Origin of the sequence: Halobacterium sp. CBA1132, from assembly GCF_001485535.1 — an archaeon.
GTDB lineage: Archaea > Halobacteriota > Halobacteria > Halobacteriales > Halobacteriaceae > Halobacterium.
The window spans coordinates 1,580,431-1,593,937 of the sequence record NZ_BCMZ01000001.1 but is presented as its reverse complement, the minus strand read 5'-3'; the positions used below and the strand labels follow the sequence as shown (position 1 = coordinate 1,593,937).

17 protein-coding genes are annotated in these 13,507 nt (G+C 67.9%); 10 read left to right on the top strand and 7 right to left on the bottom strand.

The genetic code is table 11. The features are described from left to right. Positions 1-42: 42 nt before the first annotated feature. Together AVZ66_RS08280 and AVZ66_RS08275 are read right to left on the bottom strand one after the other, a co-directional pair. Entirely contained in the window at positions 43-252 is a 210-nt protein-coding gene (locus AVZ66_RS08280; RefSeq protein WP_058983589.1) for a hypothetical protein, read from the bottom strand. 31 nt (positions 253-283) lie between these two features. Then, positions 284-871, bottom strand: coding sequence for an AsnC family transcriptional regulator (locus AVZ66_RS08275; RefSeq protein WP_058983587.1), 588 nt, complete (start codon positions 869-871; stop codon positions 284-286). 129 nt (positions 872-1,000) lie between these two features. Between AVZ66_RS08275 and AVZ66_RS08270 the strand changes: the two genes are divergently transcribed. From AVZ66_RS08270 to fdhF, 8 genes are all read left to right on the top strand, one after another. Further along, the gene (locus AVZ66_RS08270; protein WP_058983585.1) at positions 1,001-1,198 is read left to right on the top strand and encodes a heavy-metal-associated domain-containing protein; all 198 of its coding nucleotides are present in this window, start codon (positions 1,001-1,003) and stop codon (positions 1,196-1,198) included. Positions 1,199-1,256: 58 nt separating this feature from the next. After that, entirely contained in the window at positions 1,257-1,625 is a 369-nt protein-coding gene (locus tag AVZ66_RS08265) for a hypothetical protein (RefSeq protein WP_058983584.1), read from the top strand. 47 nt (positions 1,626-1,672) lie between these two features. Beyond that, the gene (gene msrA / locus AVZ66_RS08260) at positions 1,673-2,206 is read left to right on the top strand and encodes a peptide-methionine (S)-S-oxide reductase MsrA (RefSeq protein WP_058983582.1); all 534 of its coding nucleotides are present in this window, start codon (positions 1,673-1,675) and stop codon (positions 2,204-2,206) included. Between the two features lie 106 nt (positions 2,207-2,312). Further along, entirely contained in the window at positions 2,313-3,449 is a 1,137-nt protein-coding gene (locus AVZ66_RS08255) for an extracellular solute-binding protein (RefSeq protein WP_058983580.1), read from the top strand. Further along, positions 3,449-4,354, top strand: a complete 906-nt coding sequence (locus AVZ66_RS08250) for an ABC transporter permease (protein WP_058983578.1) — start codon at positions 3,449-3,451, stop codon at positions 4,352-4,354. The genes AVZ66_RS08255 and AVZ66_RS08250 overlap by 1 nt, the downstream gene beginning before the upstream one ends. Before the next feature lie 68 nt (positions 4,355-4,422). Continuing rightward, a complete protein-coding gene (locus AVZ66_RS08245; RefSeq protein WP_394326158.1) occupies positions 4,423-5,250 on the top strand; it encodes an ABC transporter permease in 828 nt (275 codons plus the stop codon). A 2-nt stretch (positions 5,251-5,252) separates the two neighbouring features. Further along, positions 5,253-6,002 (top strand): ABC transporter ATP-binding protein, encoded by a 750-nt coding sequence (locus tag AVZ66_RS08240; RefSeq protein ID WP_082678815.1) that lies wholly within the window; start codon positions 5,253-5,255, stop codon positions 6,000-6,002. Positions 6,003-6,095: 93 nt separating this feature from the next. Beyond that, entirely contained in the window at positions 6,096-8,201 is a 2,106-nt protein-coding gene (gene fdhF, locus AVZ66_RS08235; protein WP_058983575.1) for a formate dehydrogenase subunit alpha, read from the top strand. 249 nt (positions 8,202-8,450) lie between these two features. On the opposite strand, the gene AVZ66_RS16225 is transcribed toward fdhF, so the two are convergent. Beyond that, entirely contained in the window at positions 8,451-8,702 is a 252-nt protein-coding gene (locus AVZ66_RS16225; protein WP_157575638.1) for a hypothetical protein, read from the bottom strand. Positions 8,703-8,829: 127 nt separating this feature from the next. Then, complete coding sequence (locus tag AVZ66_RS08230; protein ID WP_058983573.1) at positions 8,830-11,148, bottom strand: cation-translocating P-type ATPase; 2,319 nt, start codon at positions 11,146-11,148, stop codon at positions 8,830-8,832. A 229-nt stretch (positions 11,149-11,377) separates the two neighbouring features. Here AVZ66_RS08230 and AVZ66_RS08225 point away from each other — a divergent pair, with 229 nt between their 5' ends. Further along, entirely contained in the window at positions 11,378-11,785 is a 408-nt protein-coding gene (locus AVZ66_RS08225) for a pyridoxamine 5'-phosphate oxidase family protein (protein ID WP_058983570.1), read from the top strand. Here AVZ66_RS08225 and AVZ66_RS08220 read toward each other — a convergent pair. Further along, complete coding sequence (locus AVZ66_RS08220) at positions 11,782-12,060, bottom strand: DUF2249 domain-containing protein (RefSeq protein WP_082678867.1); 279 nt, start codon at positions 12,058-12,060, stop codon at positions 11,782-11,784. The two genes, AVZ66_RS08225 and AVZ66_RS08220, sit on opposite strands and share 4 nt — an antisense overlap. Before the next feature lie 95 nt (positions 12,061-12,155). Here AVZ66_RS08220 and AVZ66_RS08215 point away from each other — a divergent pair, with 95 nt between their 5' ends. Further along, positions 12,156-12,809 carry a helix-turn-helix domain-containing protein gene (locus tag AVZ66_RS08215; RefSeq protein WP_058983566.1) on the top strand — a complete coding sequence of 218 codons (654 nt, stop codon included), beginning with the start codon at positions 12,156-12,158 and terminating at the stop codon, positions 12,807-12,809. A gap of 3 nt (positions 12,810-12,812) precedes the next feature. On the opposite strand, the gene AVZ66_RS08210 is transcribed toward AVZ66_RS08215, so the two are convergent. Then, a complete protein-coding gene (locus tag AVZ66_RS08210; protein WP_058983563.1) occupies positions 12,813-13,244 on the bottom strand; it encodes a type II toxin-antitoxin system VapC family toxin in 432 nt (143 codons plus the stop codon). Continuing rightward, a complete protein-coding gene (locus AVZ66_RS08205; RefSeq protein ID WP_058983561.1) occupies positions 13,245-13,487 on the bottom strand; it encodes an AbrB/MazE/SpoVT family DNA-binding domain-containing protein in 243 nt (80 codons plus the stop codon). Between the last annotated feature and the right edge of the window lie 20 nt (positions 13,488-13,507).

Below are 13,507 nucleotides of genomic sequence, written 5' to 3'. Positions count from 1 at the left end.
GGAGAATTCGACGGTCGCCGGGGACGAAGCACCCAGTCCTCCTCAGTCGGCGTCCACAATCCCGAGCGCCGCGAGCACGGCCTGCCCGAACAGGGCGACAGCGAGCAGGACGCTCGCGAGGAACAGCGGCGCGGCGAGCAGGCGCGCGGTCCGGTACGGGAGTACGAGCCGACCGAATCCGAGGGTGACGAAGCTCGCGCCGACGAGCGCGAACAACAGCAGCGACCGCGAGACGAACGCGTTCCGGTTCACACGCACTCACTCGCGCGCGGCGGCTTAGCCGTTAGGCTTCGGCGTCGTGGCGGTCGTAGCGCTCCTCGAAGCGCGCGAGACACGACGAACAGCAGAAGTGGTAGCGGTCGCCGTCGATGCGCGCCGTCTCGCCCTCGCTGGTGACGGTGTTCCCGCACTCCGCGCACGCCATCGCGAACTCCTCGCCGACGCTGGGGTGCCACTCGGCGTCCGCGAGCAGCGTCACCTCGTAGTCGTGGAGGCGCTCAATGCCGACGGTCTCGGTCACCCACGAGCGCACGTCCTCGACGGGGAGCCGGGCCGAACACACCACGTCGCCGCTGGCGGTGACGAAGACGTGTTCGACGGCGTCCGCGCTCCCGACGGCCTCGCGGACGGCGTCGACGTCGCCCGGCGGGACCGAAAGCTCCACGAGGACGTTCGCGCCCTCGCGGAGCCGCGAGCGGTCGATGTCCACGGTGAAGCGCTCGATGACGCCGCTATCGCGGAGGTTCGCGACGCGGTCGGAGACCGCGGGCGCGGACAGCCCGACGTCGTCGGCGATGTCGCTGTACGGGCGGCGGGCGTCCGCCGCGAGCAGTTCGAGGATGCGGCGGTCTGTCTCGTCGAGGTCCGACATACCCACGACTCCGAGGCAGAGACACAAAGCGATTTCGCAGTGATGGGCTCGAATCCAAAGCGAATACTGGCGGAAAGCCGAACGTCGTGAGGCGAAACTGCATTAATGCGCCGATACCTACGTTCTCGTGTGTCCCGAACCATCACCGTCGAAGGAATGAGCTGTGGCGGCTGTGAATCGACCGTCGAGGACGCCCTCGAAGGCGTCGCCGGCGTCGAGAGCGCGAGCGCGGACCGCGAGCGCGACGCCGCGACCGTCGAGGGCGACGCGGACGCCGACGCGCTCGTCGGTGCAGTCGAGGACGCCGGCTACGACGCTTCCGCGTAGTACCAGCAGGCGTCGCGAGAGACACAACCCTCAACCGCCGACCGCTCGAAACCGAACTGTGACTGATTACCGGCCCGGACAGTGTAACATCGGTAGCAAGCAGCGCCAGCGCCGCGGCCGAATTGCCGCGCTGGCGTTCCTCGCGGCCGCCGCGCTGGTCGCCGCGTACGCCGCCGGCGCGCTCCCGGAGCCGCTGTTGCTCGCCGTGTTCGTTCCGCTGGCGGTCGGCTTCGAGTGGGCGTTCCAAGCCTACGAGTCCTTCTGCGTGCGGCTGGCGTTGGCGGGCCAGTACGCGTTCGGCGACGACCGCGCGGACGTGCCGGACGCCGCGAACCGGCGCACGGACCGACTGTACGCCGCGAAAATCACCGCGACGAGCGTGGTGCTCGCGGCCGCGGTCACGGCCGTTCTCGAATTCGCGGTCTGACCTCGGCGTCCGCGTCTGTTAACTGGCGGGCCAACCAACTGTGGGGTATGACGACGGAGACAGCGACGTTCGGCGGCGGGTGTTTCTGGTGCGTGGAAGCGGCGTTCGAGCAGCTCGCCGGCGTCGAGGACGTCACGTCGGGGTACGCCGGCGGGGACGTCGAGAACCCCTCGTACCGCGAGGTCTGTAACGGGACGACCGGCCACGCGGAGGTCGTGCAGGTCGAGTACGACAGCGACGAACTCGCCTACGAGGACCTCCTCGAAGTGTTCTTCGAGGTCCACGACCCGACGACGCTGAACCGGCAGGGGCCGGACGTCGGCGAGCAGTACCGCTCGATACTCCTCTACCACGACGACGACCAGCGCGAACTCGCCGAGGCGTTTGTCGAGGAACTCGACGCCGCCGGCGCCTACGACGACCCAATCGTCACCGAAATCGAGCCCCTTGAGGTGTTCTACCGCGCCGAGGACGAACACCAGAACTACTTCGAGAAGAACCCGAATCAGGCGTACTGCTCGGTGAACGTCGCGCCGAAAGTGGCGAAGGTGCGCGAGCAGTTCGCCGAGAAGGTGCAGTGACGCCTCTGTACGGCACTGTCTAGCACACCCTCGGTGACGAGTCGCCTAGACGCGTCAACCATCCTATTATAAACGCGTTTGTGGGGCGTCGGAGTTCGACCAGACGATGCCCGACACACGTCGCAACGTGGTTCGCTCGCTGGGCGCGCTCGCGGCCGCCGGCCTCGCCGGCTGCGTCACCGAGAACGCCAGCAACGACGCGTCCGGCGGTGGCGGCTCGGAGACGTACACCGTCGGCGCCGGAGAGTACGAGACGACCGTCGAGGCGTCGGCGTTCCCCCAGAAGCTCTACTTCTACTGCGTGCAGTCCGGCTGGATGAACTGGCCGTCGGTGATGTCCGCCTTCGAGGACGAGTACGGCGTCGCCGTCAACGACGACGACCGCTCGTCGGGGGAGGCGCTGACGCACATGCGCTCCCACGAGAACAACATGACCCACTCGGGGTACAACGGCGGGTACACGTACGGCATCGTCGCCCGCAACGACGGCTTCACGCAGGCGTACAAGCCGCAGGGCTGGGAGCAGGTACCGGACGCCCTGAAGACCGACGACCACCACGTCACCGCCACCCGGCGCGTCACCACCGCCGTCACCTACCGGAAGGACATCTACGAGGAGCGCGGCCTCGACGAACCCGAGACGTGGGAGGACCTCCTCCACCCCGACGTCACGCAGGACCTCGCGCTCCAGACGCCGCAGGCCGCCGTCGGTCTCGCCGCCGCGCTGTCCATCAACAACGCCCGCGGCGGCAGCATGGACGACCTCCAGCCCGTCATCGACTACTACGGCGAGATTCAGGACGGCGGCGCGGAGTTCACGGACAACTTCCTCGCGCAGTTCTCCCGCGGCGAGTACGCGACGTTCGTGCGCTACGACTACTCCGGGCTCGACCTCAAGTACAACAACGAGGAGGTCGCCGAGGAGAACGTCGGCGTCGCGCTGCTCGGCGGCGAGAACGGCAATCAGGGCGCGCTCAACATGCCCTACGGCTACGCGCTCCTCGAAGACGCCCCCAACCCCGAGGCCGCGAAGCTGTTCATGGACTACGTGCTCTCGCTGGAGGGCCAACAGCAGTTCCTCGACGCGTACGTCCGCCCGATTCGCGCCGACGAACTGGAGCTGCCCGACGAGTTCATCGACAGCGCCGAGTACGACCGCACGGAGTTCCAAGTGGACTACGGCGCGCTCGTCGACCAGCAGGAGTCCATCATCCAGGAGATAACGCGGGGCGCGGGGCTCTGATGTCCGTCGCGGGTCGGCTCGCCGACTCCGTGACCGCGCCCGACTGGCTGCTCGCGCCGGTCACGGAGCGCGACCGCGAGCGCCGCCGCATCGTCGCGCTGTGCCTGCCGTTCGCCGCGCTCGCGGTCGTCGCGGGCGTCTTCCCGCTCGTGGAGGTCGCGCGCATCAGCGTCTCCACGCAGACCTACGACTCCGTCGGGTTCACGCTCGCGGCCTACGAGACGCTGCTGACGGACCCCTACTACCGCGGCGTCGCGGTCAACACGCTGTGGTTCGCGGCCGCGACGACGGTGACGGCGGTGGGGCTCGCGGTCCCCATCGCGCACGCCCTCGAAACCTACGACCTGCCCGCCGGCGACCTGCTCGTGACGCTGGTGTCGTTCCCCATCAGCCTCCCGGGCATCGTCGCGGCGTTCATGGTGCTCGTGCTCGTCGGGAACACCGGGCTGGTCACCAGCGTCGTCGCCGCGTTCTCCGCGGCGAGCCCGCTCGACCTCGCGTTCGGCACGACCACCAGCGGGCTGTTCCTCGCGTATCTCTACTCGATGATTCCGCGCGCCACGCTCATCCTCCGGGGCGCGTACGCGGAGGTCGACGACCGCCCCGCGGAGGCCGCCCAGAGCCTCGGCGCGACCCCGTTCCAGACGTTCCGGTACGTCACGCTCCCCGCGATTCGGCCCGCCATCACGGGCGCGCTCGTGCTGACGTTCCGCACCGCGCTGGCCATCTTCGGCACGCTGCTCGTGATTCAGAGCCTCGTCGTCTGGACGCTCCAGATTTCGCGGGAACTCGGCCCGGGCTTCGACCTCCGCGTCGCGGGCGCGATGGCCGTCGCGTACTTCGCGTTCGCGTTCGCGTTCACCGCGCTCGCGCTCCGGTACACCGAAGCGGAGGTGGGGCTGTGAGCGCCGACGCGCCCGCCGACCGCCGGGTCGCGCCCTCCCGGCGGTTCGGCCGCGCGGCCGTCGTCGCCGTGCTCGCGGCGACGCTGGCGTTCCTCATCCTCCCGGTCGCGTACACGTTCGTCGGGTCGTTCGCCACGCGGATGACCGGCGTCGTCCCCGAGGGACTGGGCACGCTGGACAACTGGCGGGTGGTGTTGGGGCTCGCGGACACCATCGGCTCCCAGCGCAGCATGGGCTGGACGACGCTGGTCGCGCTCCCGAACGGAATCGGCATTCAGGTGCCCGCGGAGTTGGCGTTCAGCGTCGCGCTCGCGCTCGGCGGCGTCGCCATCAACGTCGTCGTCGGCGTCCCTATCGCGTACGCCGTCGCGCGCTACGACTTCCGCGGCAAGGAGTGGGTGGACGCGTTCTCCGTGCTCCCGCTCGTGCCCGGGGTCGTCCTCGGCGTCGCGTTCCTGCGCGCGTACCCGAACCTCTCCGCGACGAGCTTCGGCCTCATCGTCGGCTACTCGCTGTTGAAGGCGCCGTTCATGGTGATGGCGGTGCGCAGCGAGTTCGAGTCGATGGACCTGCGGCGCATCGAGGAGAGCGCGCGGTCGCTGGGCGCGTCCTGGCCGCGGACGTTCCTCACCGTAATCGTGCCGCAGGCGCGCTCGGGCATCCTCGCGGGCGCCATCATCTGCTGGACGCTGGCGGCCGCGGAGTTCAACTTCTCGTACATCGTCTACGCGAAGGGCACCCAGCCGCTGGCGCTGTTCCTCCAGCGCCACATCTCGAACAGCGCGTTCCCGCAGGCCGCGGCCGCGGTGTCGCTGTTCTTCTGCATCGTCGTCGCGGTCACCGTCGCGCTCCAGCGCCTCGGGAACCGCGGCTTCGACGCTATCGGAGGCGACTGACTATGGCACGTGTAACACTCGACTCGGTGACGAAGGCGTACGGCGACACGAAAGCGATAGACGACGTCTCCGTGGCCGTCCCGGACGGCGAGACGCTCGCCGTCGTCGGCCCCTCGGGCTGCGGGAAGACGACGACGCTGCGCACCGTCGCGGGCTTCGAGACGCCCGACGCGGGCGGCGTCTACTTCGACGACGGCGAGGTCACGCACGTCCCGCCGGAGAACCGCAACGTCGGGCTGGTGTTCCAGTCGTACGCGCTGTTCGAGCACATGACCGTCGCGGAGAACGTCGCGTTCGGCCCGCGGATGCACGGCGTCGACGGTGAAGAGCGACAGCGCCGCGTCGACGAGCTACTGGAGCTGCTGGACATCGCGGAGCTGCGCGACCGCGACCCCGCGTCGCTGTCCGGCGGTCAGCAGCAGCGCGTCGGCGTCGCCCGCGCGCTCGCCATCGAGCCCGAGATTCTCCTCTTGGACGAGCCGATGACCGGCCTCGACGCGAAGCTCAAGAGCCGGCTCCGGGAGGAACTCGGCGACCTGCTGGACCGCCTCGACGTCACCGCGCTCTACGTCACGCACGACCAAGCGGAGGCGATGGCGATGTGCGACCGCATCGCCGTGATGAACGGCGGCGCACTCGAACAGGTCGGGACGCCCGCGGAGGTCTACCACGAGCCCGCCACCGAGTTCGTCGCGGAGTTCGTCTCGCTGGACGGCGTCGACCTCGACTTCCTCGACGCGCCGCGCGCCTGAGCGGTTCCCACGCGCTCGGCATCGCGGAAAGACTCTTGCCCGCGCTTGCTAGAGTGACACACATGACTGGCGGCTCAACGGAGGCGGTCGGGCGTGTCGAGTGAGGAACCGACGAAGACCATCTGTCCGTACTGCGGCGTGGGCTGCGGCATCGGCGTCCGGCAGGGCGAGGAACCCGGCGACGTCAGCTTCGCGCCGTGGGGCGACGCGCCGGTCAACGAGGGCCGCGTCTGCATCAAGGGCGGCGCGGCCGCGCAGGTCGTCGCCCACGAGGACCGGCTGACCGAGCCGCTGATTCGGGAGGACGGCGACCTCCGGCCGGCGTCGTGGGACGAAGCCCTCTCGCGGGTGGTCGCGGAGATGGAGGCGATTCGGGACGAGCACGGCCCGGACGGGATGGGGTTCTACGCGTCCTCGAAGACGATGAACGAGGAGAACTACCTCCTCCAGAAGCTCGCGCGGCGGTACGGCACGAACAACGTCGACAACTGCACGCGGATGTGCCACGCGTCGACGGTGTACGCGCTCCGCGAGAGCCTCGGCGCGGGCGCGATGACCAACAGCATGGCCGACCTCCGCGACGAGGCCGACGTCTTCTGGATTCAGGGCGCCAACCCCGGCGAACAGCACCCAATCGCGAACAGCCAGTACTTCCGGCAGGCGGTGCTGGACGGCGCGACCGTGATTCAGGTCGACCCGCACGCGAACAAGACCACGGAGTCGTTCGACATCGCCGAGTCGGACCGCCACATACACCTCCAGTTGGAGCCGGGGACCGACATCCCGCTGCTGAACGCCGTCCTGAAGACCGTCTTAGAGAACGGCTGGGTGGACGAGGAGTTCGTCGCCGGGCGCACCGAGGGCATCGAGGACCTCCGGGAGACGCTCGCCGACTTCGACAAGGCGGCCGCTGCGGAGGAGTGCGGCGTCCCGCTCGACGCCATCGAGCGCGCGGCCGACGTGTACGCGACCGCGGACAACGCCGCCATCTTCACGGGGATGGGGATGAGCCAGCACGCCTGCGGCGTGGACAACGTCCAGAACGAAATCAACCTCGCGCTCGTCACCGGGAACGTCGGGCGGCCCGGGACGGGCGTGAACCCGCTGCGCGGCCAGAACAACGTGCAGGGCGCCAGCGACGTCGGCGCGATGCCGAACGTCCTCCCGGGCTACCAGCCCGTCGAAGACGACGAGGCCCGCGCGGCCGTCGAGGACGTCTGGGGGTTCGAGATTCCCAGCGAGCCCGGCCTCACGAACGTCGAAATCACGCACAGCATCGGCGACACCGTCCACGGTCTCTACGTCATGGGCGAGAACCCAGTGATGAGCGAGCCGAACGCCGACCGCGTCGCGGACCTCCTCTCGGAGACGGAGTTCGTCGTCGTGCAGGACATCTTCCCGACGGAGACCGTCGACTTCGCGGACGTCGTGCTGCCGGCGACGACGTGGGCCGAGCGCGGCGGCACCGTGACGAACACGGACCGCCGCGTCCAGCGGATGCGGGGCGTCGAGAACGTCCACGAGCACACCCGCCACGACCTCGACATCCTCACCGAGGTCGGCGCGCGGCTGTTCGGCGAGGATTCGGGCTTCGACGGCCCCGAGGACGTCTTCGAGGAGCTGCGCGAGGTCTGCCCCATCTACCACGGGATGACCTACGACGAACTCGGCAAGACCGGCCTGCACTGGCCGTGCTACGAGCCCGGTGACGAGGGCGACCAGTTCCTCTACGCGGACTCCTTCGACACCCCGAGCGGCCTCGGGCAAATCGAGGGCGTGCGCCACCAGCCCCCGCGGGAGACGCCCGACGAGGAGTACCCCCTGATTCTGACGACGGCGCGCCTCGAAGAGCACTACAACACGGGGACGATGAGCCGGCGCTCGGCGACGCTCTCCCGCCAGCACCCCGAGAACTTCGTGGACGTCCACCCCGCGGACGCCGAGCGGTACGGCGTCGCGGACGGCGACAGCGTGACGCTGCGGTCGCGTCGCGGCGAAATCACGCTGCGCGCGAACGTCACGGAGGCAATCAAGGAGGGCGTCGTGTGGACGACGCCGCACTTCGCGGACGCCTCGGCGAACGTGCTGACGAACGACGTGCTCGACGAGCGCGCGAAGATTCCCGAGTACAAGGCCGCCGCCGTCGACGTGACCGTGGCGGAGCGCGGTGCGGACCTCGACGCGCACGCCGACGACTGACTCCGCCGCTTTTCGAGCGCCGCGAGCGCGGGCAAAACACTTACTCGCGTTCTACGCGTCGGAAGTGGTCGTATTCGCAAGCCTCGGGCTGGCGTGGTGACTCGGCCCGCGAAGCCGATAGAACCTGCGTCTCTACTCTGTTTTTTGAACCGTACTCGCGAGAACTCAAAGTAATCGCGATTGGTGGGATATGATCCTCCGGTACGCCCTATAGAGAAGATGGTAGGGTGGAGAATCTACACTTCGGTTCTATTCGTCCGACATCATGTCGTAGACGCTAATCGCCAGAAGTAGAATCTGAAGAAGAAGCGATATTAAATCAATCATAATTGTTGTGTTGCTATTCGTCCCATTATGGATTGGTGTACGAACCGCCTCACCAGAGCCATACAGTTTTACCACATCAGAAATCGATAGAACGAGTGGTAGAGCACTTCCTACGGGTCTTTCCCGCATTTCATCAAATGCCGATTTAGAATTCGGGCCAGATGTTAAACTCATACATATTACTTATTTCTACAGACATAAAAATGTTTTGACCATTCTGAGATGTCAACTCCGTTTTTGTCTCCCCTTACACTTACCAAGGTAAGATTAGCCGATTGAGGTAAACCACGTAGCGACGCTGCTACTCCTCGCCCTCGGCGTCCAGTTCCGGTTTCACGCGCGAGAGCCGCATCGCGTTCGCGGTGACGGCGGTGGTCATGCCGGCGTCGCCGACGAGGACGGCGACCCAGATGGGGACGAGGCCGAGGGGGACACCCGCCGCGAGAATCGCTTTCGCGGCAAGGCTCGACCAGACGTTCTGCCGGATGACGCCGGTGGTGCGGCCGGAGAGGTCGTAGAGGTACGGGAGCCGAGTCAGGTCGTCGCCCATCAGCGCGATGTCCGCCGTTTCGAGGGCGGTGTCCGTGCCTGCAGCACCCATCGCGACGCCGACGGTGGCGGTGGCGAGCGCGGGCGCGTCGTTGACGCCGTCCCCGACCATCGCAACCGCTTCGAACTCGTCGGTGAGGTCCTCGACGGCTTCGACCTTCTGCTCGGGGAGCAGTTCCGCGCGGAACTCGTCGACGCCCACCTGCTCGGCGATGGCGGCGGCAGTGCGCTCGTTGTCCCCGGTGAGCATCACGGTGTGTTCGACGCCGAGGTCGCGGAGGCGCTGGACGGACGCCTTCGCCTCGGGGCGGACCTCGTCGGCGACCGCGATGACGCCCTCCAGTTCGTCGTCAGTACCGACGAGGACGACCGTCTTGCCCTCGCTCTGGAGTTCGGGCACGAGGTCTTCGAGGAGGTCCAGGCAGTCGTTGCGCTCGCAGAGGTCGCGGCTCTTCTGCGTGACTACCCCGCCGTCGGTGGCGGCGTGGACGTGCGAGAGGTCGAACCCGAGGTCCGCGAAGTAGCCGGGTTTGCCCGCGTAGTGGGTGGTGCCGTCGAGGTCAGCGCGCACGCCCTTCCCGGTGACGCTCTCGAAGTCCGAGACGGTTCGGCTCTCGATGTCCCGGTCGGCGGCGTGCTCGACGATGGCGTCCCCGATGGGGTGTTCGCTGCGGGCTTCGAGGCCGCGCGCGCAGCGTAGCACGTCCTCCTCGTCGTTGTCACCGAGCGCGACGACGTCCGTGACGGTGAGTTCGCCCTTCGTGAGCGTGCCCGTCTTGTCGAACGCGACGGCGTCGACGGCGCCCATCGCTTCGAGGTGGTTGCCGCCCTTCACGAGCACGCCGTTCTTCGCGGCGCTCGTGACACCCGAAACCACCGAAACGGGCGTGGAGATGACGAACGCGCAGGGGCAGGCGAGCACGAACAGCGTGAGGCCGCGCAGAATCCACGTCGGCCACGACGCCCCGAAGAACAGCGGCGGGACGACGCCGACGAGGATGCCGGCGCCGACGACGACGGGCGTGTAGTAGGCGGCGAAGCGCTCGACGAACTGCTCGCGGTCGGTCTGGTTGGCTTGCGCGTCCTCGACCATCTCGACGATTCGCGCGAGCGTGTTCTCCGTGGCTTCCGCGGTGACTTGGACTTCGAGGTAGCCGGCCTCGTTGATGGTGCCGGCGTACACGTCGTCGCCCTCGGTCTTGTCGACGGGGACGCTCTCGCCCGTAATCGGCGCCTGGTTCACCGCGCTCTCGCCCTCGACGACCACGCCGTCCATCGGAATCTTCTCACCCGGCCGGACGACCACGCGGTCGCCGACGCGGACGTCTTCGACGGGAATCGTGACCTCCCCGCCGTCCCGCCGGACCGTCGCTTCGTCCGGCGAGAGTTCCATCAGCTCTTCGAGGGAGCTGCGCGCGCGGTCCATCGAGTACGACTCCAGGAGTTCGGAGACGCTGAACAGGACCGCGAGCGTCGCCGCTTCGAAGTAGAGGCGCTCGCCGAACGCGACGCTGGCGGCGACGGCGCCGAAGATGGCGACGGACATCAGCAAGTCGATGTCGAGGTTCAGGCTCTTCAGCGAGTAGTAGCCGCCGCGGACGATGGGCTGGCCCGCGATGAGGATGCCGCCGAGGAACGCGGCGTCGGACAGCAACACGTCGCTGCCCAGCACTTCCGCGATTGCGGCGTTCGAGCCGGGGAGGAGGAACTCCAGCAGGAAGCCGGCGGCGACGAGGACGCCGCTGGCCCACGTCTTCAGCGCGCGCGGACTCGTCCAGACGGAGCCTGGGCTGGCGGGCTCGGTGCGCTCGCCCTCGCTCTCGCCGGACCGGCCGGTCACCTCGTAGCCCGCGGACTCGATAGCGGCGACCAGCTCGGCTTCGTCGGCCTCGTCGGGGTCGTAGGTGACGACGACGCGGCCGGTCGTCGGCTGGGTGTCGAAGGAGTCGACGCCGGCCACGCCGTCGAGGGCGTGTTCGACTTTGCCGGCGCAGGACGGGCAGTCCATATCGGGGACCGACAGTCGGGCGGTCAGGGTGGCGGCTGTCTCGCCGGCGGCGTCGTCGGTCATTGTATCTGGACCTACGGACTACCCAGTTATTAATTCAGCTGTTAGAACGACGGCTCGCTATGAGTTATTGTATTAAAAGAAGCAGCTCGTGTTGTTAACTCGGCTGACTGTCGCCGGTTCCCACGACGTTGGAACGACGGCCGCGATTAACGGCGTCCTTCGAGTACGGGGGCTGTGTATGTCTGATTCGACGTCTCCAGCGTCTGCGTCCTCTGCTCCCGACGTTCAGATGAGCGACGACGCCGTGTCGGAGTATCTCCAGTCGGCGGGCGACGGCGTGCTCACGCTCCACGCGGACGACCCGCGCTCGATTCCGGTCTCGTTCGGCTACGACGACGAGACTGACCGCTGCGTGTTCCAACTGCTGTCCGCGGCCGACGGCGCGGACACACACCCGAGAGAAGAGACGCCCGCGACGCTCGTCGCCTACGATGTCGACTCGCCAGACGACTGGGCGAGCGTCGTCGTCGACGGCGTCCTCGCCCGCATCCCGGAGCCCGGTCCGGACGAACAGCGGACGTACGCCGAGCAGGCGACGAGCGTCGGAATGAGCGTCTTCGACGCCGACCCCGCGGTGTTGGACGCGACGTGGTACGAACTCCGCCCGACGGACGCGACCGGGCGGCAGAGCCCCTAGGGGTCGGCGACCCAGATGCCCGTGACGACGGCGTCGTCGGCCTCGACGGTCGCGTACTCGTAGCCCCGGTCGCCGAGTTTCGGGTAGAGGTGCTGGGGCGCGCGGTCGTTGACCTGCACGAGGACGACGTCGTCGGCGAGGTCCGGCAGCGTCTCCAGCGTTTGCACGAGCGGGTTCGGCGGCCCCATCTCGCGGACGTCGAGCAGTTCGCGCTCGCGGTCCAGCGGCACGGGCGTCTCCGAGAGGTGGGCGTGCCAGTCGGTCGTCGTGGTCATGTCTGAACTGTCTCGCTCCGTCGCCCCCACCGTTTCCCCGAACATATTCGGGAATACTTCTTGAGGCTGGGGGCAGTATGTACGAACATCTTCGCATGGCACGAGCACAACTCAGTATCGACCTGCCCGACTCGGTGTGGATTTCCGAGGTGTCCACGCGGTACCCCGACACGCTGTTCCGCGTTCTCGCCGCGTTCCCGGACGACGAACACGGCGTCGCGCTCCTCGAACTCACCGGCCCCGACGTCGTCGACGTGCTCCGGGATATGCACGAGGCCGACGGCGTCGAGGACATGGAGCCGCTCGAACGCGACGACGACTCCGTGCTCGTCGAGTTCGAGACCAGCGAGCCGTTGCTCCTGTTGACCCTCCAGGAGGCCGGCCTCCCGCTGGAGCCGCCACTGGAGGTGTCGAACGGCAGCGCCACGCTGGAAGTCGTCGCCCCGCACTCGAAGCTCTCGGCGCTTCGCGACCAGCTGGACGCCTTCGGCATGGACTTCGAGGTCGGCTACCTCTACGAGTCCGGGGACTCCGAGCGCCTGCTGACCCCGCGCCAGCAGGAACTGCTCGGCGCCGCCATCGAGGCCGGCTACTACGACACCCCCCGAGAGTGCACGCTCACCGACCTCGCGGACGACCTCGACACCGCCAAGTCCACGCTCAGCGAGACGCTGCACCGCGCCGAGGAGACGGCCATCAAGCAGTTCGCGAGCAACCTCCCGCGGTTCGCCGACCAGAACCTCGCCTGACTGCTACGGGCCGTACGGGTCGGTCGCGGTGTCGAGCCGGTAGACGTCGTCGGCACGGTCGAAGTCGTCGTCGAACGCGTACAGGTAGCCGAGCCCCTCGGTCTGCATGTAGGCGACGATGCACGCGTCGACGAACGAGAACGACGCGTGCTCGCGGAACAGGTCCTTCCCCGTCGCGAGTGCGTCGCCAGTGAGCGACGCGACGTGGAATCGCGGATTCGTCTCGATGCGGCCGAGGAAGTCCACCGCGGCTTCCTGCCCGGCGTTCACCGTCAGTCCGTTCAGCGTCTCCGCGAGCACGAATTCGAGGACGACGCCTTCGGGCAGCGTGCCGTCGTCGACGCCTCGGAGAATCGGTAGCGCGTCGTCGTGTCTCGCGTCCCGGCGGTACGCCGCGGCGTACAACACCGACGTGTCGAGAACGGCCCGCGGCATCTACTCGACGCCCCACGCGTCGTGTGCCGTCGTGCCGTCCGTATCCGTGTCGCCCTCGTAGCCGTCGAAGTCCGCGAACGTCCCGGCGTCCTGCTGGACGACTTCCACTCGCACCGTACCGTCCTCGACAGTCCAACGGAGCCGGTCGCCGTCGTCGATGTCGAGTTCCCGGCGGATGCGCGCGGGGATGTTCGCCTGGTTCCCCGACACCTTGCTCTCCGCGTCGGTGTAGTCGCTGTTCATAGGAGCCGATACGGTGCCCA